The organism is Corallococcus carmarthensis, assembly GCF_003611695.1.
Classification (GTDB): Bacteria; Myxococcota; Myxococcia; order Myxococcales; family Myxococcaceae; genus Corallococcus; species Corallococcus carmarthensis.
On the sequence record NZ_RAWE01000049.1, the window covers coordinates 17,024 to 37,938 of the forward strand.

Genomic DNA, 20,915 nt, shown 5'->3' on the forward strand with positions numbered 1-20,915 from the left:
GCGCCCCCCGAGCTCACTCTCGTTGCTGGAGGCCCCCATGCCCACGTCCGAAACTCCCGTCCTCGCGTTCGTCCTCGCGAACTACAAGAACTTCAACGCGCGCGCGACGCGCGATGCGCTCCTCGCCTACTGGGACCATGTCTCGAGCGGCGGCCGGATGTTCTGGAGCGTCGCGGGCGCGATGTCGTCCGCGCAGCTGGGCATCACGCTCGCGCCCGCCATCCGGGCGGGGCTGATCCACGGCCTGTCGGTGACGGGGGCCAACCTGGAGGAGTCGCTCTTCCGGCTCGTCGCGCATGCGGCGTACAAGGACTTCCCCGAGTACCGCTACTTCACCAAGCAGGACGACACGCGCATCCTCGAACAGCGGATGCGCCGGGTCACCGACACGAGCATCCCCGAGGACGAGGCGTTCCGCGCGGTGGAGAAGATCGTCGTCCCCATGTGGAAGGGCGCCACCGAGCGGGGCGAGCGCCGCTTCTGGCACGAGTACTTCTACGAGCTCATCCAGGTGCTGGAGCCCTCCGTGTACGAAGGGGACCCGGAGGCGTGCTGGCTGCTGGAGGCGGCGCGCCACAAGCTGCCCATCGTCGTCCCCGGCTACGAGGACTCGACGTTCGGGAACATCTTCGCGTCCTACGTGAAGACGGGTGACTGCGACGCGAGCATCGTCAAGTCGGGCATCGAGTACATGGCCGACTTCTACGACCGCTACGAGGAGCTCTCCGCGGGGAGGGGCGTCGGCTTCTTCCAGATTGGCGGTGGCATCGCGGGGGACTTCCCCATCTGCGTCGTGCCGTCGACGAAGTACGACCTGCAGAAGCCCGTGAAGCCGTGGGCCTACTTCTGCCAGATCAGCGACTCGACGACGTCCTACGGTTCGTACTCGGGGGCCACGCCCAACGAGAAGATCACCTGGGACAAGCTGACGGAGACGACGCCGATGTTCGTCATCGAGTCGGATGCCACCATCGTCACGCCGCTGATGCTCAGCGCCTTGCTGGAGTGCCAGCGCCAGCCGGAAGTGGCGAACGCGCTCATCACCAGGCACCGGCGCTAGCGCCAGCACGGCCCGCCCGCCGCCGCCTCACGCGGCGGGCGTTGGCAGGTGCAGCACGCTCCCCGGTGGAAAGGCGCCCACGTCCATCTGGAACGCGCTCAGCACCGGGGCAGTCGCCGCGAGCGCCCGCTGGAACTCCGCCGCCGCCTCCGCGCCGCCGTAGTGGCCGCCCAGCCGCGCAGCGTGGGCGCGGAGGTCCACCTCCAGGTCCTCCGCGGTCGCGTAGCGCTCCGTCCGCTCCCGCCGCAGCAGCCGGTGGAGGATGGCGCGCAGCCCTGGCGACAGCCGGAACATCAGCGACTCCAGGTCCTCCGGCCGGTAGGTGGCGGCGTGCATCACCACGTCGGCGTACTCACCGGAGCCCTGCCCCGCCTGCGCCGCCACCATCATCCCCTGGAACACGCGCTTCGCGTCCGCGTCCGTCAGCCGTGCCTCCAGGTCGCCCATGAGGGCGCGCGGCAGGCTGTAGAGGTGCAGGCTCGTCGCCAGCTCCAGCAGGATGAGCCCCAGCGAGAAGAGATCCGACCGCGCGTCCGCCCCTTCCCCGAACAGCACCTCCGGCGCGCCGTAATACACCTCGCCGTGCGGGCGCGTGATGCTGGAGGGCGCCCGGCCCGGCAGCCGGGAGAAGACATCCCCCAGGTCCGTGAGCATCAGGGCACCCTCCGGCCCGAACCGGAGGCCCTGGGGATGCAGGTCGCGGTGCACGAAGCCCAGCGGCATGCCGCGCGCGTCTGTCTTTCCATGCAGGAACGCGAGCAGTGACGCGAGCTGGAGGCCCACGTGCACCAGGAAGGCCTCGGAATAGGAATGCACATACACCAGCGGCAGCATCGCCACGTCATCCAGCGTGTAGCCGGGGACGTGCTCCCATTCGAGGTAGAGCATGTCGTCCACCTCGTGGCCGCCGTACAGCCGGGCGATGCGCGGATGTTCGAGCAGCCGTGAGAGCGCCAGCGTCTCCTGCAACCGCGCTCGCGGCTCCCTCGACAGGAATGCCTCCCCTCTTCGGAGGGACAGCGCCTGGAGGAACACCGGCACAGGCTCACGCCCGGGCTGCCGCCTCACGGCCAGGAAGTGCTGCTCCCCATGGCCGCGCCGCCGCAGGATCCGCTCCAGCTCGAACACTTTGGACCCGGTCTTGAACAGCACTTCGGGAGGGGAAGGCTTCACCGTCCTGGAAGGACTCATGCCGTGCGGGCTCCTGTGAGAACAACGGCAGACTACTTTTTGAGTAGCCACATTCTCCAGGACCCGTCAGGTTGTATTAGAACGTTTCGCGCCTCGCGACCCTCCGACAAGCACGGTTCATGGGAACGAGTTCACGACCGTATACGCGAAGGTGCGTGGCATCCGGACCGCGCCGGGCTTGGAACCCTCATTCCACTCAAGGCCATCAAAGTTCCCGTAGACGAAGCACACAGGATAGATACGCCCGTCTGGAAGTTCCGCCTTGGTGTAGCGGCCCGTCACCCGGCCCTCCCCCGTCCAGAGGCGCCCATACAGGCGGGTCCCGACGGGCAGATCCCCGTACTGCTCGATGACGAGGCTGACAATGGGGCCATCGTGGACAATGAGTTCTTCCGACCCCCGGCCCGGCCGCGTGATGTCGGTATAGACGCTGCCGCTGCCGCCCTTGTTCAGGGAAAGCTTCCGCATGGCGTCCAGGGAACCCGCCGGGCACCGGCTCGCGTCGGGCCGCACCTGGGCGCCCGTGCAGGCCGTGAGGACGGCGGCGCCGACCGCCGCGGAGCAGCGCTTGAGTGTGCTGGACCGCGCGGGCATGGGGATGACGGCCGCCTGCTGCGGCGAATGGGGAGTCATGGCTTCCTTCTCCTGTGGAAAGGGGACGGGTGGGGAGGTGCCCGTCGATGACCTGCGAGCTTCTTCCGGTCCGGAACGGGACGCCATTTGCTGGACGACCCGCTCCTGGCTCACGGCCAGTGGGCTGCCCTCCCTCGCCAGGGTCCGCCGCAAGCTCCAGACCGTGAGGCCCGCGACAAGGGGGCCCACCAACATGACCGCGAGCGCACCCCAGACGAGGGGATGCGAACGCCCTCTCCTGACACGTCCCTGAAGCGCGGGAATCGACCGGGCTTCCGCGGCGGCCACCTTCGCGGGATCCCGCCGGCGCAGCTCGCGGGCCCCTCGCAGCCGGAGGGAGTCCTCCAGGTGCCGGGCCCGGGCATCCCGCAGGGCGATCTCCTGCCCCGGCATCACGGGCCCCCGGACCTCATCCGCCTCCACCGTCGTACGTGAGCCACTGGCCGTCCGTTCGCGCCAGTCGAACAGCGGCGCGTCCCACCCCGGGCCTCCATCCGCCAGTCGCTGGCGCAGCTCACCCGCCAGCAATGCCATGCTTTCGGGGCGCCGCTCCGGCTCGAAGGCAAGCATCCGCATCACGGCGTCCGACAGCCCTTCCGTCACGTGGGGGTTGAGGTCCCTCACGGCTCGCAGACCATGGGGCGCCGAGACTTCACGGGGAGCGCCCCACTGGGCGGCGGGGTACTGGTCCGTCAACAGGCGATAGAAGGTGACGCCGACCGCGTACAACTCGTCCGCCACGCAGTAGGTGTAAGGGCTGGCGGCACCGGGACGGCGCTCCGACAGCACGCGCCACATGAAGAGCTGGGGGCTGTAGTAGCGCGGACTGCCCGGTGGCAACCGGGCGGTGGCGGTGAGCGGGGGTGCTCCCGCGTACCAGCCAGCGCCCCAATCCAGCACCTTCACCCTGCCATCCGGCGTGATCAGGACATTGTCGCCCTTGAAGTCCCGGTGCAGGGCTCCATGACGGTGCGCGGCAGCCAGGGCCTCCAACACCTGCACCAACACGTTCGTCATCTGGCGGGCCGTGGGATTGCGGGCCAGTGCCCATACGTAGAGGGATTCTCCCTCCACGTACTCCATCACCAGGTAGGGGTGCTCCACGGGGCCGAGCCGCCAGACACCGTGGGAGATCAACCGCACCACGGAGCGGTGGCGCACGCGGGTCAGCAGTTCCGCCTCCCGCGCGAACCACCGTTCGCCGGGGCGGCGGGACAACTTCAAGGCATACAGCCGCCCGCGAGAGCGGCCCACCCTGCGCACGGAATACGTGGTGCCGTAACCTCCCGCTCCCAGCCGTGCCATCACCTCCCAGCGGCCCACCTGTGTCCCAGGCAGCAACCATTCGGCGGACAGCAGGACCCGCCCCAGTACCGCCTCCGCATGGCGGAGCCCTAGCTCCGGCGACTCACTGCTCACAGGGACAGTCCTTTCCATCGCACGGAGCGATTGCCTTCCTGATTCCAGACTTCCAGCACGTAGAGAGCCTGCGGCTCCAGGTCCTTCGGCATGTGCCATTCCAGGACCACCTGTCCACTCGCACCGGGTGGCAGACGTGCCTCCAGCATCCGCACTGGAATCTCCTGGATGATGAGGTCTTCTTTTCCATCCGCCCCCAGCCGGGTGAGCCGTCCCACGCCGGGCACCCACGGGGCAGCGTCTGGTGAGTTGCGCAGGGCGAAGGCCATCACTCGGCTTCTGATGTGGCTGTAGAGGAGAGCACTCCCCACGACCTCCAGGCCTGGTGTTTCAACAGGTAGGGGAGACCGATCCACTGACACCGGCTCCGGCCCCAGGGCCCCCGTGAGTACGCGCCCGCCAGTCCGGTCTGGTCACACTGCGCCCGCAGGGTGGCGAGCCCCGCCTCTGCGGCGGCGCACCGTCCCCGCAACAGGGACAGCTCCTCGCCCAGGTCTTCCGCGGACAGCGCATGGCGGGACACCTCCACCACGGTGTCCACCTCCTTGGGGTCGGTGACGAGCAGGAACGACACATGCCGGGGCGCGTCCTCCCCCGCGAAGCGCACGGTGACGAGCGGCCGGGACGCGTCCGGCATGGCCACGGCGGGCCGCAGCACCATCACGCCCGGATACACCTTCACCTGGGCGAACAGCGGCGCCAGGGCCTTCGCGTCCACGGAGGCTGGCAGGATGTCGTCGTTGAACACGACCGTGGTGACCGCCCCGGGAGCGACACGCAGCAGGTGCAGCGTCGCGGCGTCTTCCGCGCGCACCACCAGCTTCCGCTCCCGAGGGACGCGCGGTCCAGGGGCCGAGGCCCATGCCGGAACCACCGCACCCAGCAGCATCAGCAGCATTGGACAGACAACCACACGGGGCGTAAGCACGCGGGGCAACCTCCAGCATCGCACCCTAACAGATGGGGGTGACGTGACGGGGAGGTTTGAGGTTCGCGATGCCTCAGGTCACCAGCGGTTCGGCCCTGCGGGTTCAGGGGCCCCCTCGCGCCTCCCTACAAAGGCACTGGAAGTCTCGGCGCTTGATACCGAACGTCCCCACGCGGAGCGGACGATCCATGGGAGGATGCCCCTCGATGACAAGCACGTCCGCGAAGCGCAGGTCCGCCTTCGCCACGCTCCCATGTGATTCAATGCGGGGCTGTTCGGCCTGAGCGGCTTACACTGCCACGAATTCCTTTCATGACCCATCGAAATCAAGAACAGACCTTGTTGATGAAATAAGCCTCATAGCAAAGTCAGGATGCCAAGCCCCCTGATTTCCAGAGGGCACCTTCGGGGGATTCCATGAGGCTCGCCGGAGTAGTCTCCCTGCTACTGCTTGCAGCAGGATGCGCAACCACCCGCGTTGTCCATATCGATGCGGGGAATGGTCAGCGGGTCGTCCACGAGTCAGTCGATGTCGAGCCAGTCGAGGTGACCGAGGAGGCGTTCAAGGAGGCTCTCACGCAACTCATCCTCGACATGCGCATGGACGTTGCATTCCGCGAGTCGGACGAAGCGGATCAGCGTGGATGGGTACGGTCTAGGACCCTGCTCGCGTCCTCGAGGGGTTTCGCAGATTCCGGCTCGGGGAGTTCACCTGAGTCGTTGTACGCGCGCATCTGCCCCGACTCGGACGAATGCTTGTCCCTGGTGGGTGGGACGGGGCTGACGTTCTCGCGCAAGGACCGGACGCTGATGGCCCTGTCCTTCGCGCTCGATACCGTGTGGGAGAGCGTCGAGGCCGAGGTTGGCAAGACGCTGAACCCCGTGGCGCTCAAGGCGATGGTGACGTCGGCCGCGCTGACCATGCTCCTCACGATGGCGCTTCCCGAACCGGTCACCAAGACCATCGCGGTGGCACTGACCGCGGCGATGGTGGCCTACCTGGGCGTGGTGCCGGTCTGGGAGATTGGCCGGGGCTTCGTCCGATTGTGGGACGACGCGGAGAGGGCAACGAGCGTCGTCGGGTTGCAGGAGATTGGGCATCGCTTCGGAAAGGTGCTCGGTACGAACGGCACACGCGTCCTGGTGCTGCTCGTCACGGCGGCACTTGGCGGAAAAAGCGCGATGGCGACCCAGGGCCCGAAGCTGCCGGGCTTCCCCCAGGCCGCGCTTCGAGCGCAGGCGGAGGCGGGGTTCCAGCTTGGGGCAGCACTGAATGGTGGAGTGACATCAATCGCGTTGCCCGCTACAGGTGTGCTCAACGTCGTGCTTGCGCCAGGGGCCGTTGCGGCTCTTGCGATGTACTCGAACAACCGGCTTCCAGGTGATTCCGAAGGGCCGGTTCATCACATCTGCACGAACAAGAACGCCACCTCTGCCGCGACAGGCGGTCCCTGGACGCCGATCTGCGAGGAGATCTTCGAAAAGGCGGGAATGAGTTTGGAGGACGTGGCAAACAAAGTGCGTCTCAAGGGGCACGAGGGACCGCACACCGAGGCGTACCACAGAGAAGTGGTGGGGCGCCTGCAAGATGCCGTCAGTCTATGCAAGACCCCTGAGACCTGTCGGGCCGAGCTATTGAAAGAACTCGCGAAGATTGCAAATGAGCTGCTTACACCGGGCTCGAAGTTGCGGAGTCAAATCGTGAAGGCGGGAGATTGAGGTGGAACGTCATTTCTATTGGGTGGATATCGCGGATGTACCCCAGTGGTACATCACGACTCCCGTCCCGGCCTCAGGAGGGAAATTCGAGGAGCCTTGGATGTTCACCGCTGGGCGTGTTCTTTCCGATCCTGGGCCCATCAAGGCTCGGGTTCGGAACCAGGGCGTGAGGCGCACCTTCATGTTCGCTGGGGTGGAGCGAGTGCCCATTGTCAGCGAAGGAGTTGCGAATGTCTTCAGGTTGCTTGCCCCTGACGATGTGCAACTGCTTCCGGTGACGGTGGAGAGCGAGCCCGAGCGCTACTTCATTGCCAATGCAACCAAGGTCGTTGACTGCATTGATGAAGTCAACTGCGAGGGACGACAACCCTACGATCAAGACGACCCTCATCCTGAGCGCAGAGGTGCATATCGCTGGATCTCTGGCTTACGAATTGACCCGGCGAGGACCGAGGGCACCCGTGTTCTCAGGCCGATGAAGTTCAAGATCGCATTTATCGTTTCAGAGGAGGTCAAGAATGCACTCGAACAGGTAGGGAACCTGGGCGTGCTGTTCGATCGTGTGACAGGCCCTCGTGGAGGGCATGGGGTGACGTGACGGGGGGGTGAGCTTCGTGATGCGTCAGGTCACCGGCTTCGTCTGGACAGCCCGCCGTCACATGCGCTTCCGCACGTCCACCCCTCACGGGCAAGAAGTCGGGCGACGCAAACGGAACCAGACCTACGAGCCGTGCGGGACAGCATCCGCCTCGCACCCTGGCACTGGCGGAAAGAGAGGAGTTCCCCACATCCCGGTTTCGTTCGGGAGAAAAGGTTCACGCCTGCACGCCAGGGCACCTGCCAGGTCGTTGAAAGTGGGGGGTGTGGGTGGACGCGGCTCGGGCCGCCCGGTTAGGAACCCGCCCATCCCTTGATGCCGCACGGCCCCCCCACGATGCCCGCCACCCGTTCGCCCGTGGTGTGGCTGCTGGAAGATTCTCCGACGGAGGCCCAGGCCGCGCGGGCCGCGCTCAGCACGACCTGCGACGTCATCCTGTTCTCCGACGGGGCCGTGCTGGTGGAGTCCCTGGGGTTCCAGAAGCCGCCGGACGTGCTCGTGCTGGACCGGGAGACCCCGGGCCTCACCGGCCTGGAGGTCTGCGCCTTCGTGCGGAGCAACGCCGTCACGGCGCTGCTCCCCGTGCTGCTGCTGACCTCCCACCAGCGCGCGGAGGACGTCGTCGAGGGCCTGGGCGCGGGCGCCAACGACTACGTGTTCAAGCCGTTCCGGTCCTCGGAGCTGGCGGCCCGCGTGCTGGGGCTCGCGCACTGGGGCTGGAAGCAGCGCCAGACGACGGCGGCGCTCGACACGACCCGCAGGGACCTGTCCGACGAGCAGGCCCGGCGCACCATGGCCGAAAGCGTGCTCGCGGAGGTCCGCGCCGCGGAGCTGCGCGCCTGGAAGAGCGACCAGCGCTTCCGGCTGGCTTCGCGCGCCACCCAGGACGCCATCTGGGAGTGGGACCCCCAGACGGACGCCCTGGAGTGGAGCAGTGGGGGTCAGGACCTGCTGGGCCGGCTGGACGACCCGCGGGTGCCGCGCCAGGACTGGTGGCGCAAGCGCATCCACCCGGAGGACCTCGCGGCCGTCCGGCAGAGCTTCATGGAGGCCCTTTCGGGAAGCAGTGACGTGTGGAGGATCAGCTACCGGTTCCACGACGCGCGCGGCGCCTGGCGCGACGTGGAGGAGCACGCCATCATCGTCCGCAACGGCGAGGGCGAGGTCCAGCAGGTGGTGGGCGCCCTGCGGGACGTGACCTCGCGGAAGCAGTTGGAGGCGGAGGCCCGCCAGCGCGCGAACTTCGAGCGGCAGCTCATTGGCATCGTGAGCCACGACCTGCGCACCCCGCTGTCCGCCGTCCTGTTGTCCGCCACGCTGCTCCAGGAGCGTGAACACCTCACGGAAGCGCAGCACAAACGCGTGGGCCGCATCCGGACCTCCGCGGAACGCGCCGTGCGGATGATCCGCGACCTGCTCGACTTCACCCAGGTGCGCCACGGCGGCCTCACCCTGCATCCCCGGGACACGGACTTCCACGCCCTGGTGGAGGCCGCCGTCGAGGAGACCCAGACCCAGGCCCCCGGCCGCGTCATCGCGTACTCCCAGGCGGGGGATGGCGCCGGGACGTGGGACGCGGACCGGCTGACGCAGGTGGTGGGCAACCTGCTGGGCAACGCGCTGGCCTACGGCGACCCGGCCGCCCCCATCCAGGTGCGCACCCGGGGGGAAACCGACAGCGTGGTGCTGGAGGTGCACAACGCCGGCGCCCCCATCCCCGCGGACCTGCTGCCGCGCCTGTTCGAACCGCTGGAGCGCGGAGCCCCGCACCAGGAGAGCCGGGCGGACCGCAGCATCGGCCTGGGCCTCTTCATCGTCCGGCAGGTGGTGCACGCCCACGGCGGCACCGTGAGCGTGACGAGCCTGGCGCAAGCCGGCACCACCTTCACCGTGCGCCTGCCGCGGCGGTCCCCCGCGTCACCGCCTGCGTCACGGCCCGGGTGAACTGGTCGATGTCATAGGGTTTCAACAGCAACTCGATGACCTCCGGACCGGTGTACTCCTGCGCGCCCTCCCGGTTGGTGGTGGTGAGCACGAAGGGAATGCCCGCGGCGGCCGGGTTCGCGGCCAGCTTCTGGAACGCGTGCCAGCTCAGGTCGAACGGCACGCTGATGTCGTAGACGATGACGGCCGGCGCGGTCTCACGCACCAGCGTGGCGAAGTCCAGGGGCCCGCGGATGACGTCCTGCACGCGGACGCCCCTGGTCTGGAAGCCCGAGTCCGCCAGGAGCTCCTCGAGCGCCGCGATGAGATCCTCGCTCCCGTTGAGCACCAGCACGGCCGGTTGTTTTCCCATGCGGGGAAATTGCGTCCTTCCCCGTGGCACAGCAGCAGCCATCTTCCGGCCTGTGTGACACACCAGACAAAGGCATTGAACGTCCGGACGCCTGCCCGTCAGGCGTGAACGGCGGGCGGGCCTGAACGGGGCAGCCGCACCCGGAAGGTGGCGCCCTGGCCCGGGATGCTCGTCACCGCCACCTCGCCGCCGTGCGCCTCCACGATGCGGTGCAGGCGGTACAGCCCCAGCCCCAGCCCGCCGTAGTTGCGCGTGGGCACGGCGCGCTCGAAGCGGCGGAAGAGGCCGTCCACCCGGTCCGGCGAGATGCCGATGCCGTGGTCGCGCACCACCAGCGAGGCCGTGTCCGCGTCCGCCTGGACCTCCAGCTCCACCGGCTTGCCCGGGCCGAACTTCACCGCGTTCACCAAGAGGTGCGTCACCACCTGCCCCAGCCGGAGCGCGTCCCAGTGGCCCACCGCGGACGCGACGTCGCGCACCACCAGCAGGCACCCGGCGCGCGACGCCATCTCCTCCGAGCGCACCACCACGTCCCGCACCACCTGCCCCAGGTCCACGTCCTCCAGGTTCAGCCGGGGCGCGTGGCCCTGCATCTGCGACACGTCCAGCAGCCCCTCCACCAGGTCCGCCAGCCGCTGCACCTGCCGGTCCGCCGCCACCAGCGCGCGCTCCAACCGCTCCGGCGCCACCGGATGCTCGTGCTTGAGCGCCGCCGCCGTGCCCTGCACGCGCAGCCGCAGCGCGGCCAGGGGCGTGCGCAGCTCGTGCGCGGCCACCGCCAGGAACTCGTCCCGCACGCGCACCGCCTCGCGCGCCTCGCGGTACAGCCGCAGCTGCTCCGTCACGTCGCCAATGATGCCCGCCATGCGCACGGGCCGGCCCTGCACGTCGCGGAGGGCCCGGCCCCGGCTCACGCACGAGCGGTAGCCCCCGGACTCGTGCTTCAGCCGGAAGGACACGTCATAGGGCGTGCCCTGCTCCAGGTGCCGCGCCAGCGCGGACGCGACCTCGTCCCGGTCCTCCGGGTGCACCCGCGCGAGGAACGCCTCGGAGGTGCCCGGGAAGGCCTCCGGCTTCATCCCCAGCATCTCCAACAGGCGCGGGCTCCAGTACATGCGCTGGTCGCGCACGTCCCAGTCCCACACGCCGTCGTAGGAGCCGGACACCACCAGCCGGTAGCGCTCCTCGCTCTCGCGCGCGGTGCGCTCGGCCTGCTCCAAGAGCCCCACGCGCCGCTCCAGCTGCCGCACCATCGCGAACAGGTGCGCTTCGGTGGACAGCTCGCCGGGCAGGGGCGCGGGCATCGGCCCCTCCGCGCGCGCTTCCCGCAGCAGCGTCCCCACCAGCTCGTCGTCGCCCTGCGCGCGCCGCACGAAGCCGTTGGCCCCCACGTTGGAGGCCATGCGCAGGTCCAGCTCGTCCGGCGCGGTGGCGTGCGTGAGGATGACCGGCACGCGCGCGAGCTTCGGATCCTGGCGCAGGGCCAGGCACAGCCGGAAGCCGTCCAGGCGGGGCATCAGCACGTCCGCCACCACGATGTCCGGCGGCCGCCGCCGCGCCAGCTCCAGCGCGGACATGCCGTCCTCCGCCTCCATGATGTCGAAATGGAAGGGCGCCAGCGCCAGCCGCAGCAGCTTGCGGTAGACGGGGTCGTCCTCCGCCACCAGCACGCGCAGCAGGACCCGGTCGTCGTCCGCCTCCCGCGCCTCGGGCGGCAGGGCCTGCCGCGCCGCCTCCACCCGGGCCCCCAGCGACAGGCCCGGCGCGAAGAAGCCCGTCACCGGCGCGCCCAGCCGCCGCAGGGCCTGCTGCTCGGCCGTGGGCGCCTCCACCCACAGGGCCGCGCCCGCCGCCGCCAGCGCCTCCCGCAGCGCGTCCAGGGACCCCGCCGCCGAGGCCAGGAGCCCCGCCGCCGCCAGCACCAGGTGCACCGGCGGGGACTCGCGCAGGGCGCGCACCAGCGGCTCCACCCCCGCCGCCAGCAACACCCGCCACCCCTGGCCCTGGAAGGCGAGGGACAGGAGCTCCCGGTGCGGGCCCGGGGCTTCGACGAGCAGCAGGGTGGGCTTCATCAAGGGGGGCGGATGCGGAGGAAGCGGGCGCGGGCAACGGGTCGTTCTGGAAGGTGGGACCCCAACGGCCCGCCACCAGGGTGTGGAAAGGGCGCAGTCTCGTGACGGGGGCCCCTGAGTCAAGGCAACCGTGCGGAAGTGTTGGAAGTTGGAAGGCCACGGGCCATGCGGACCAGCGGCTGGCTTGCCGCGTCACAGGTACAACCGGGCTACAGGTACACTTCGCTTGCACTGGCGTGGGGGACGTGCGCGGGCGGGTGTGTTATTCGACCGCGCATGGGTGCCAAGAAAGTCACGGCGCAGGAGAAGCTGACCGGGTTCCAGGACCGGATTCGCGCCGCGGGGCTGCGCAGCACCGCCCCCCGCGTGGCCGTGCTGCGCAAGCTGGAGACCGCCACCGCGCCCATGAGCCACGCGGACCTGGTGGAGGAGCTGGGCGGCGAGGGCTACGACCGCGTCACCATCTACCGCAACCTCACCGACCTCACCGAAGCGGGCCTCGTCGTGCGCGCCGACCTGGGTGACCACGTCTGGCGCTTCGAGCTCAAGCGCGCCGGCGCCACCGAGCACGCCAACAACCACCCCCACTTCACCTGCACCGACTGCGGCACCGTGGCCTGCCTCCCCGAGGAGTCCGTGCGCCTCACCACCGCCCGGGGCGTCCCCCGCGCCGTGTCGCAGCGCGCCGTGGAAGTGCAGCTGCGCGGGCTCTGCGACCGCTGCGAGTAGCCCCCGCCCGTCGTCGTCCAACCTGATGGGGAGCCAGCCAGGGGGGCGCCCGCCCCATATGTGCTCACTGGTAGGCATGCGCCTACATTGGAGCTTCCGCTCTCCTGCCTCCGGGTACAGATTCGTTCTGGCGAAGGCGGGGACCCGCCGTCCCGGCTCGGGGGACGGCGCGGGCGCTCCAAGGCTCGCAGGGGGATTGGGATGGAAGCCCATCACACGTTGCTGGTCGTCGACGACGACATGGATATCCGGGATGCGCTCCAGGACGCGCTGGAGTTGGAAGGCTACGCCGTGCAGCTGGCGGCGGACGGCCTGGAGGCCCTGGAGCGTCTGCGCTCGTCGGAGCCCCGGCCCCAGCTCATCCTCCTGGACCTGATGATGCCGCGCATGGACGGCGTCGCGTTCCGCGAGGCGCTGCGGCACGAGCGCGCGTGCTCGGACATCCCGGTGGTGGTGGCCAGCGCGGACCTGGACGTGCGCGACACGGTGGATGGCATGGGCGTGGCGGGCTACCTGCGCAAGCCGCTGGATTTGTCCGCGTTGCTCAGCACCGTGAAGCAGCTGTGCCTGCCGGTGTGAACGCCTGCCTGCCCCACCTGCGGCGGGGCGGCATGGAGTCCCTGGACACGAAGGGCCGGTTGGCGGCGGAACACGGCCGCCCCACCCTTGTGAGCAGACACGAAACCCATCCAACGAAAGGGAGCGGGACCAATGAAGAAGCTCATCGTCGCGGCAGTGATGTGCCTGGGAACGGCTGCCTTCGCGCAGGACACCACCGGAACGCCGCAGCATCCGGCGCCGAGCGCGCCCAGCAACCGTCAGATGAACGGCCCTTCCACGGGCGTGGAGGCCCAGCAGGTGGGCCCCGCCATCGGTGACACCGCCAAGAAGTTGGTGGGCGCGGACAAGGCCGCCCAGGAACAAGCGGACGCCGTGAACAAGACGGGCATGTGGAAGGAGAAGGACGCCTTCAGCCTGACCGGCACCGTGAAGGCCAAGGACGACGACGACATCACCCTGGCGCGCACCGGCACGCTGCCGGAGGTGAAGCTGGACGTGCGCGACCAGACGAAGGTGACCCTGGACGGCAAGGCCGTGAAGGCGAGCGAGCTGCCCGAGGGCGCCAGCGTGCGCGCGAAGTTCCAGCTGAACGGGGATGACTCCGTCGCGCTGGAGCTGAAGGCCACCTCGCCCAAGAAGTAGTCCGGCGGTCGGACCGGTTCATCGCGAAGCCCTTCGCCGGGCCCGCCTCCCCCAGGGGAAGCGGGCCCGGCTTTTTTACTGCTCCTTCAGGGTCGGCCGGTTGCCTTGGCTGGGAAGGAAATTGCCCTCTCCCCAGGGAATGCCGCACGAACAGCCTGCGCTCCAGGGTGGGTACGCCGCTTGCTTAGGTGGCGCGTACGCGTAGGGAGATCATGGTGAATCGACGACTGCTGGGCGTGTGTGTGGGGGCGATGGTGCTGTCGGCGTGGGGTTGCGGTGGGACGGATTCGCCCACGAACCCCGTGGATGACCCAAACAACATCGACCCCAGACCGGGGATTGATGCAGGCACGGATGCGGGGACGGACGCAGGCACGGATGCCGGGACGGACGCGGGGACCGACGCTGGAACGGATGCGGGCACGGATGCCGGCACCGACGCGGGAACGGATGCGGGGACCGACGCGGGCACGGATGCCGGGACGGACGCGGGCACGGTGGATCCGTGGCCGGCGGATCCGGTGACGAACTACTCGGACCGCTATGGCATTGGCCGGGTGCAGTCGGTGGGCGTGGACCTGGGAAAGAACATCTGGGTGCTGGATGGCGACCGCATCGGCGTGGTGAGCGCGGGCACGCAGAAGCTGGTCTGGATGCCGGCCCCGGCGGGTCAGGCGGCCGGGGGCCAGTCCTCCACCGTCATCTGCGGCGGCGCGGCGGGCCGGGCCTACGTGGGCTACAACGCGCCGGACCTCCAGCAGGACCCGGAGTACCCGGGCATCCACACCAACTTCATCGTCACCGCGAAGCCGTGCGAAGTCCCGGTGAACGAGCAGACCTGCTTCCCCTTCAGCGCGCGCCGGCTCCAGTACTACACGCAGGGTGACGTGGACGCGGTGAAGCTGGACGCCAACGGCCAGGTCGTCTTCGAGGACCACATCAACCAGTCGGTGCGAGCCAACACCGACGGGAACGGCAACCCCATCATCCAGACGGGACCGCGCGTGGTGGACGGCGTCAGCCTGGGCATCCGCAACAGCAACGACCACCACTTCGACGAAGACCGCGCCATGCTGACGTGCGCGTCGGTGCTGCGCGGCGCGAACAAGGGCGACGTCTTCTTCGGCACCAACCACGGCGTCGTGCGCATCCGCGGCCTGACGTACAACGCCCACCGGCACCCGGTGTGGTTCGACGCCAATGGTTCGCAATACGCGGGCTACACCTACGGCCTGGGCATCTCGCCGGACGGCGACGTGCTCATGGCGAACGACTGGAACTTCGGCACCGTCACGCCCTCCACCAAGGTGGAGAACTGGGATGACACCACCACGCCGGGCATCAACCAGCAGAAGGTGAAGTCCTCCTACCTGCAGGGCCTCAACTCGCAGTCGGAGTTCGACTACTGGCGCGGCTTCCAGCAGACCACCGACGGGACCTACTACCTGGGCAGCAAGTCCCTGGGCCTGTGGCGGATGACCATCCTGTCCGCCACCAACCCGTATCAGAACGGCACCCGCATCGGCGCGGACGTGGGGGCGCTCGACGCCATCAACGCGCTGGCCTCCACCAACGACGGCTCGCTCTTCGTCGGCACCAACGCGGGCGGCCTCTACCGGCTGACGCCCTCCAAGACGCTGGAGAAGGTGGCGAACGTGCGCGGCAGCAAGGTGCTCCAGCTGGTGTACGACGGCTCCGGCACCTCGCCCATGCTGCTGGTGCTGACCTCCGAAGGGCTGACGGTCCTGCGCGGCCACTAGGAATCCCACCCTGACGCCGGGGCGGTGCGCATGTCGCACCCGGCGTCACCGGGGGCTTGGGTCGCCTGGAAGGGCGCGGAAATGTTCTGGAAAGAGGCCCGGTTCTGCTTCCGCCCTCTTGCCTTCGTGCAAGGGGGCAGGCGGGCCGGGCCCCCGGGCTTCACGGCCCTCCGGACCGCTCTACAATCGCCCCTCGCCTCGCTGGAGGAATCCGAACGCATGCGCCTGAGACTCGCCCGCCGCCGTCACGCCGCTGGTGCCGCCTCCTCCCTCGCCGAAGCCGAGGCGGTGGAGCCCCACGGCCGCAACGAGCTCCAGGCGCGAGGCCCCGACCCCTTCCGGCCGGACCGGCGCCTGCGCTGGCGGGACCACTTCGTCCTCACCGAGCACCTGCTCCAGCTGGACAGCATCCACCCGGAGCATGACGGCCTGAGAATCGCGCAGCTGTCGGACGTGCACGTGGGCCAGGCGACCTCCGACGTGCGCATCCGCCGCGCGGTGGCCGCGGTGAACGAAGCGCAGCCGGACCTGGTGTTCCTCACCGGCGACTACGTCACGCACAGCCCCAAGCCGCTGCCGCGCGTGCGCCAGCTGCTCAAGGGGCTCAACGGCCCCGTCTTCGTGGTGATGGGCAACCACGACCACTGGGTGGACGCGCCCTACCTGCGCACCTCCTTCGAGGCGCTGGGCTACACGGTGCTCCAGAACGAGCACCGCGTGGTGCACGTGAAGGGCGCGCCGGTGACGGTGCTGGGCATCGACGACGGGCTCACCGGCATGGAGGACGTGGAGGCCACCTTCCGGGGCGCGCCCACGACCGGCACGCGGCTGGTGCTGGCCCACACGCCGCCCACCGCGGACAAGCTGCCCGCGCACGCGGGGCTGGTGCAGTTCTCCGGTCACACCCACGGCGGGCAGTTCATCGTGCGGGGCCTCACGGAGGCCCTCTTCCGCCGCGCGGGCCAGCCGTACATCCGCGGCCACTACCGCGTGAATGGCAACCACCTGTACGTGAACCAGGGGCTGGGCTTCGGGTTCGGCGGGCCGTACCTGCGCCGGGGCAGCACGCCGGAGGTCGCCTTCTTCACCCTGCGCAACGCCCAGGCCGCCCACGTCGGGGCGACCTGATCCGGGAAGCACCTTCCGGGCGCGCCCGCCTTCAGCGCAGGGGCGCGCCCAGCTTCATGCCGCCCAGGGACGCCTCGCGCTTCTTGCGCGACAGGCTGAAGGGGCCGGGCCCGAAGTAGACGATGAGCAGGGCGCCTCCCGCCATGGAGAGGTTCTTCATGAAGTGGATGAGGTTGTTCTGGGCCTGGATGGGGTCATCCATCTTCCAGAAGTGATGGACCATGAAGGCGGACGCCAGCAGGAACACCGCGAGCATGGCCGCGCCCAGGCGGGCGAACATGCCCAGCAGGACGCACAGGCCGCCCACCACCAGCACGCCGCCGGACACCAGCACCGCCATCCGGGGGTCGGGCACACCCGACGCCTGGGCGTAGGCCGTGAGGGCCTGAAGCTGGATGAAGTGATTGAGCCCGCTGGTGATGAAGATGACCGAGAACAACAGCCGTCCCAGCGGTGCGAGCAGCCCCATGAATGACCTCCATGCCTCCGGCGTGTCCCCCCTCAACGCGGACGGGTCGGTGTCATTCTCCAGATAGGCACGGAAGGGCGGGCGGACAGCCATCCCCCGCTCCCCCGCCTGCTGTCCAGGCCGGTGGACAACCGGTCCGTTCCCGGGGTGACGCACCCGCGGGCTGCGACAACACGCCGCAGCGCGCCGGGACGGGGGGACGCTAGGGTGCCCACGTCTTGAGACCCCCTGCCCTGGCCCTCCTGAGCGCCGCGCTCCTCCTCCTGCCCGCGTCCACGGCGTGGGCGTGCGCGAGCTGCGCGTGCGGGGACCCCACCCTCACGTCCATGGGCGGCGAGCAGCCCTTCGAAGGGCGCCTGCGGCTGTCCACCATGCTGCGCGCGTGGGGGCACACGGAGGGGCTGACGGGCGTGGACGCGCAGCGGCTGCGCGAATTGCGCATGGACGTGGCGGTGGCGTACGCGCCCAGGCCCTGGCTGGTGCTGGCGGTGAACCTGCCGCTCCAGGCCCGCGAGGTCCAGGACGTGAGCCTGGGGATGGAGCGCGGCTGGGGGCTGGGCGACATCGACGTGAGCGCGAAGGCGTTCGTGTGGAAGGACAAGGAGTTCTCGCCCGACCAGCTGGTCAGCGTGGTGGGCGGGGTGAAGCTGCCCACCGGCCCCCGGCTGCACGCGCGGGATGGCACGACGCTGGGCATCGACGCGCAGCCCGGCAGCGGCTCCGTGGACCCCATGGCGGGACTGGCCTGGCAGGGCTTCCGGGGCAAGTGGTCGTTCCTCGCCAGCGCCCTGGGCTTCCTGCCTTCGCGCGGGCGTGACGACTACCGGCTGGGCGCGTCGGTGCGCACGCAAGTGGCGGCGCAGTACCAGCCGTCCCCCATGTGGGCGGTGCGCATGGGCGTGGACAGCCGCGCGGAGCGGGCGCCGGACACGAACGGCACGCCGGAGGAGTCCGGCGGAGGCTTCATCGCGTACGCGTCGCCGGACGTCCTCTTCAGCCCGGGCATGGACGTGGTGGTGCAGGCCGGGGTGCGCATCCCCTTCGTCAACCAGCTGCGCCGGGTGTCGTCCACGCCCATCGCGGTGCTCTCGCTCGCGTACGACCTGTGATGATCCGCTCCTCGCGTCTGGGATGGCTGTTGCTGGTGTGGGGCCTGAGTGCCTGCGGCGAGCGCGTGGATGGCATGCGCGTCACGCTGGGCCTGGAGCACCGGGCCGCGCACGGCGTGCAGGCGGCGGGGGGCGAGCGTTCCTTCACGCGCGCGGATGGACAGACGCTCACGCTGACGCGCGGCTACGTGACGCTGGGCAGCGTGGAGTTGAAGCCCTGTGACGAGGCCTTGGGCTGGCGGCTGCTCAAGGCGCTGTCTCCCATTGGGACCGCGCACGCGCACTCGGTGGGGTCGCCCCTGAAGCTGGGCACGCCCTTCGTCAGCGGGCTGGAGCGGCCGGATGGGAACGTGCTGCCATTGGGCACGCTGCGTCCGCCGCCGGGGCGCTACTGCCGGGCACGGCTCACCTTCGAGCCCGCGGACGCGGACGCGGAAGGGCTGCCGGGCGCGGACAGCGGCGTGGACATGCTGGACCACACGCTGTGGCTGGAAGGAACGCGGGTGCCCGCGGGTGGCGGTGAGCCCCAGCCCTTCCGGCTGGTGACGTCCAACATCGCCACGGTGGACGTGGTGCTGGACGGGCTGACGCTGTCCGAGGACGAGCCAACGGCCGAGCGCACCTTCGCGCTCGCCTGGGACACGTGGCTGGCGGCGGTGGACCTGGAGTCCGCGGGCGCGGCGGCGTCCGTGCTGGACACGGTGGCCCGCTCCGTGGCGATGTCCTCCGCCACGCCATGACGCCATCGCCGCCGCCCTCCGAACCGTCGCCGCGAGCCCGCATCAACCTGGTGTGGCTGCTCAGGCTGCGCTGGGGCGTGCTGGTGGGGCAGGCGGTGCTGGTGGCGGTGGCGGCATGGGGGCTCAAGCTGGCGTTGCCGGTGCCCGCGCTGGTGGCGCTGCTGGGCGTGGAGGCGGTGACGAACGCGGCGGTGCGCGCGGGGCTCGCGAGGGCAAGGCCGGTGGCGGAAGCGGCCATCTTCGGGCTGATGCTCTGGGACACGCTGGTGCTCACGGGGCTGCTGGCGTTGAGCGGCGGGACGCACAACCCCTTCACCACGCTGTACCTGGTGAACGTGGCGCTGGGCACGGTGCTGCTGCCGCCGCGCCGCACGTGGGCGATGCTGGGCTTCACGCTGGTGGCGTTCGGGTCGCTGTTCGTGTTGCAGGACGTGACGCTGCCGGGCCTGGAGCGGCCGGACCACGCGGAGCTGATGCGGCTGCACCTGAGCGGCATGTGGGTGGCGTTCGCGGTGGCGGCGGGATTCATCGTGTATTTCATCCAGCGAGTGACAAGGGCGCTGGCGAGGCGTGAGCAGGAATTGGAGCAGGCGAGGGCCCGGCACGCGAGGCAGGAGAAGGTGGCCTCGCTGGCGACGCTGGCGGCGGGCGCGGCGCATGAACTGTCCACGCCGCTGTCCACCATCGCGGTGGTGGCGAAGGAGTTGGAGCGGGCGCTCGCGGCATCCCAGACGTCCGACTCCGTGCGAGAGGATTTGAAGCTCATCCGCCAGCAGGTGGACCGCTGCCGGGACGTGCTGGTGCAGATGTCCGCGGACGCGGGCCAGACGACGGGCGAGCCCTTCCAGCCCATTCCACTGGAGCGGCTGGTGGAGGAGACGCTGTCGGAGCTGTCGGGCCGCGAGCGCGTGAGGGTGGACGTGCCGGAAGCGCTGAAGCGCCATCCGGTGCACGGGCCACCGAGGGCGCTCGCGAGGGTGCTGAGAGGTCTGGTGAAGAACGCGCTGCAAGCGACGCCCGCGGGCCGGGGTGTGGAGCTGCGGGTATTGCCGGACGGCACGGGAGCGAGGCTGGAGGTGCGCGACGAAGGCCAGGGCATGCCTGACGCGGTGCTGGCACGCGCGGGTGAGCCGTTCTTCACCACGAAGGCGCCGGGCGAGGGCATGGGGCTGGGGCTGTTCCTGGCGCGTTCGCTGGCGGAGCAGCTGGGCGGGTCGCTGGAGCTGCGCTCGAAGGCAGGAGAAGGCACCACGGCGCGCTTGAGCCTGCCGGGCGCGGACGCACGGGAGGCAGCGGCATGAGCACGGCTCCAGTGGATCACCGTCCCAGCCTGCTACTTGTGGACGATGACAGCACATTGCGCGAGCGGCTGGCCCGGGCCTTCCGCGAGCGCGGCTGGGACGTGACGACGGCGGGCAACCACGACGAAGCCATGGTGGTGGCGAGGCGCGAGTCACCGGAATACGCGGTGGTGGACCTGCGCATGCCGGGGCAGAGCGGCCTGGAGCTGGTGCGGGACCTGTTGGCGGTGGATGCGTCCACGCGAGTCATCGTGCTGACGGGCTACGGCAGCATCTCCACGACGGTGGATGCCATCCGGCTGGGAGCGGTGAACTACCTGCCAAAGCCAGCGGACGCGGACGACATCCTGGCGGCGTTCGCACGAGCCGAAGAGGCACCCAACGTCGCCGCGCCGGAGACGCTCCAGGCGCCGTCACTGGCCCGGGCGGAGTGGGAACACATCCACCGCGTGCTCGCGGACAGCGCCGGAAACATCTCCGAAGCCGCGCGCAAGCTGGGCATCCACCGAAGGTCGCTCCAGCGGAAACTGCAGAAGTACCCGCCTTCGCGCTGACGCAGT

The 20,915-nt window shown here is 69.6% G+C and carries 20 protein-coding genes; 13 read left to right on the forward strand and 7 right to left on the reverse strand.

From position 1 onward, the window contains the following. The first annotated feature begins 37 nt into the window (after nucleotides 1–37). The gene (locus D7X32_RS15800; protein ID WP_120603375.1) at nucleotides 38–1,060 is read left to right on the forward strand and encodes a deoxyhypusine synthase family protein; all 1,023 of its coding nucleotides are present in this window, start codon (nucleotides 38–40) and stop codon (nucleotides 1,058–1,060) included. Nucleotides 1,061–1,087: 27 nt separating this feature from the next. Here the strand turns inward: D7X32_RS15800 and D7X32_RS15805 are convergent, their stop codons facing one another. The 4 genes from D7X32_RS15805 to D7X32_RS15820 all read right to left on the reverse strand — a co-directional run bounded on the left by D7X32_RS15805 (nucleotide 1,088) and on the right by D7X32_RS15820 (nucleotide 5,231). Beyond that, nucleotides 1,088–2,251 carry a protein kinase domain-containing protein gene (locus D7X32_RS15805; RefSeq protein ID WP_120603376.1) on the reverse strand — a complete coding sequence of 388 codons (1,164 nt, stop codon included), beginning with the start codon at nucleotides 2,249–2,251 and terminating at the stop codon, nucleotides 1,088–1,090. Between the two features lie 117 nt (nucleotides 2,252–2,368). Beyond that, a complete protein-coding gene (locus tag D7X32_RS15810; protein WP_158625695.1) occupies nucleotides 2,369–4,303 on the reverse strand; it encodes a serine/threonine protein kinase in 1,935 nt (644 codons plus the stop codon). Beyond that, nucleotides 4,300–4,572 carry a DUF2381 family protein gene (locus D7X32_RS15815; RefSeq protein ID WP_369333689.1) on the reverse strand — a complete coding sequence of 91 codons (273 nt, stop codon included), beginning with the start codon at nucleotides 4,570–4,572 and terminating at the stop codon, nucleotides 4,300–4,302. Before D7X32_RS15815 ends, D7X32_RS15810 begins: the two co-directional genes overlap by 4 nt. Then, on the reverse strand, nucleotides 4,572–5,231 hold the full coding sequence (locus D7X32_RS15820) for a DUF2381 family protein (RefSeq protein ID WP_147450169.1): 660 nt from the start codon (nucleotides 5,229–5,231) through the stop codon (nucleotides 4,572–4,574). Before D7X32_RS15820 ends, D7X32_RS15815 begins: the two co-directional genes overlap by 1 nt. A 417-nt stretch (nucleotides 5,232–5,648) precedes the next feature. Here D7X32_RS15820 and D7X32_RS15825 point away from each other — a divergent pair, with 417 nt between their 5' ends. The 3 genes from D7X32_RS15825 (at nucleotide 5,649) to D7X32_RS15835 (ending at nucleotide 9,492) form a co-directional block, all read left to right on the forward strand. Continuing rightward, nucleotides 5,649–6,950, forward strand: coding sequence for an AHH domain-containing protein (locus D7X32_RS15825; RefSeq protein ID WP_120603380.1), 1,302 nt, complete (start codon nucleotides 5,649–5,651; stop codon nucleotides 6,948–6,950). Nucleotide 6,951: 1 nt separating this feature from the next. Further along, on the forward strand, nucleotides 6,952–7,548 hold the full coding sequence (locus tag D7X32_RS15830) for an imm11 family protein (RefSeq protein WP_208752438.1): 597 nt from the start codon (nucleotides 6,952–6,954) through the stop codon (nucleotides 7,546–7,548). A gap of 315 nt (nucleotides 7,549–7,863) precedes the next feature. Further along, nucleotides 7,864–9,492, forward strand: a complete 1,629-nt coding sequence (locus D7X32_RS15835; RefSeq protein WP_120603381.1) for a sensor histidine kinase — start codon at nucleotides 7,864–7,866, stop codon at nucleotides 9,490–9,492. Here D7X32_RS15835 and D7X32_RS15840 read toward each other — a convergent pair. Together D7X32_RS15840 and D7X32_RS15845 are read right to left on the reverse strand one after the other, a co-directional pair. After that, nucleotides 9,434–9,844, reverse strand: a complete 411-nt coding sequence (locus D7X32_RS15840; protein WP_147450170.1) for a hypothetical protein — start codon at nucleotides 9,842–9,844, stop codon at nucleotides 9,434–9,436. The two genes, D7X32_RS15835 and D7X32_RS15840, sit on opposite strands and share 59 nt — an antisense overlap. Nucleotides 9,845–9,942: 98 nt before the next feature. Beyond that, complete coding sequence (locus tag D7X32_RS15845; protein ID WP_208752441.1) at nucleotides 9,943–11,916, reverse strand: sensor histidine kinase; 1,974 nt, start codon at nucleotides 11,914–11,916, stop codon at nucleotides 9,943–9,945. A gap of 276 nt (nucleotides 11,917–12,192) precedes the next feature. Between D7X32_RS15845 and D7X32_RS15850 the strand changes: the two genes are divergently transcribed. From D7X32_RS15850 to D7X32_RS15870, 5 genes are all read left to right on the forward strand, one after another. Further along, on the forward strand, nucleotides 12,193–12,645 hold the full coding sequence (locus tag D7X32_RS15850; protein WP_120527796.1) for a Fur family transcriptional regulator: 453 nt from the start codon (nucleotides 12,193–12,195) through the stop codon (nucleotides 12,643–12,645). Between the two features lie 201 nt (nucleotides 12,646–12,846). Next, complete coding sequence (locus tag D7X32_RS15855) at nucleotides 12,847–13,224, forward strand: response regulator transcription factor (RefSeq protein ID WP_120603384.1); 378 nt, start codon at nucleotides 12,847–12,849, stop codon at nucleotides 13,222–13,224. Between the two features lie 132 nt (nucleotides 13,225–13,356). Continuing rightward, entirely contained in the window at nucleotides 13,357–13,848 is a 492-nt protein-coding gene (locus D7X32_RS15860; RefSeq protein WP_120603385.1) for a hypothetical protein, read from the forward strand. Between the two features lie 212 nt (nucleotides 13,849–14,060). After that, the gene (locus D7X32_RS15865; protein WP_120603386.1) at nucleotides 14,061–15,608 is read left to right on the forward strand and encodes a ligand-binding sensor domain-containing protein; all 1,548 of its coding nucleotides are present in this window, start codon (nucleotides 14,061–14,063) and stop codon (nucleotides 15,606–15,608) included. A 219-nt stretch (nucleotides 15,609–15,827) separates the two neighbouring features. Beyond that, entirely contained in the window at nucleotides 15,828–16,736 is a 909-nt protein-coding gene (locus tag D7X32_RS15870) for a metallophosphoesterase (protein WP_120603387.1), read from the forward strand. A gap of 31 nt (nucleotides 16,737–16,767) precedes the next feature. Here D7X32_RS15870 and D7X32_RS15875 read toward each other — a convergent pair whose 3' ends face one another. After that, a complete protein-coding gene (locus tag D7X32_RS15875; protein WP_120603388.1) occupies nucleotides 16,768–17,205 on the reverse strand; it encodes a DoxX family protein in 438 nt (145 codons plus the stop codon). 218 nt (nucleotides 17,206–17,423) lie between these two features. Here D7X32_RS15875 and D7X32_RS15880 point away from each other — a divergent pair, with 218 nt between their 5' ends. The 4 genes from D7X32_RS15880 to D7X32_RS15895 are packed head-to-tail and all read left to right on the forward strand — an operon-like array spanning nucleotide 17,424 to nucleotide 20,909. Next, nucleotides 17,424–18,314 carry a transporter gene (locus D7X32_RS15880; RefSeq protein WP_120603389.1) on the forward strand — a complete coding sequence of 297 codons (891 nt, stop codon included), beginning with the start codon at nucleotides 17,424–17,426 and terminating at the stop codon, nucleotides 18,312–18,314. After that, the gene (locus tag D7X32_RS15885) at nucleotides 18,314–19,054 is read left to right on the forward strand and encodes a hypothetical protein (protein ID WP_120603390.1); all 741 of its coding nucleotides are present in this window, start codon (nucleotides 18,314–18,316) and stop codon (nucleotides 19,052–19,054) included. The genes D7X32_RS15880 and D7X32_RS15885 overlap by 1 nt, the downstream gene beginning before the upstream one ends. Beyond that, a complete protein-coding gene (locus D7X32_RS15890; RefSeq protein ID WP_120603391.1) occupies nucleotides 19,051–20,355 on the forward strand; it encodes an ATP-binding protein in 1,305 nt (434 codons plus the stop codon). The genes D7X32_RS15885 and D7X32_RS15890 overlap by 4 nt, the downstream gene beginning before the upstream one ends. Continuing rightward, nucleotides 20,352–20,909 carry a response regulator transcription factor gene (locus tag D7X32_RS15895; RefSeq protein ID WP_120603392.1) on the forward strand — a complete coding sequence of 186 codons (558 nt, stop codon included), beginning with the start codon at nucleotides 20,352–20,354 and terminating at the stop codon, nucleotides 20,907–20,909. The genes D7X32_RS15890 and D7X32_RS15895 overlap by 4 nt, the downstream gene beginning before the upstream one ends. Nucleotides 20,910–20,915 lie beyond the last annotated feature (6 nt).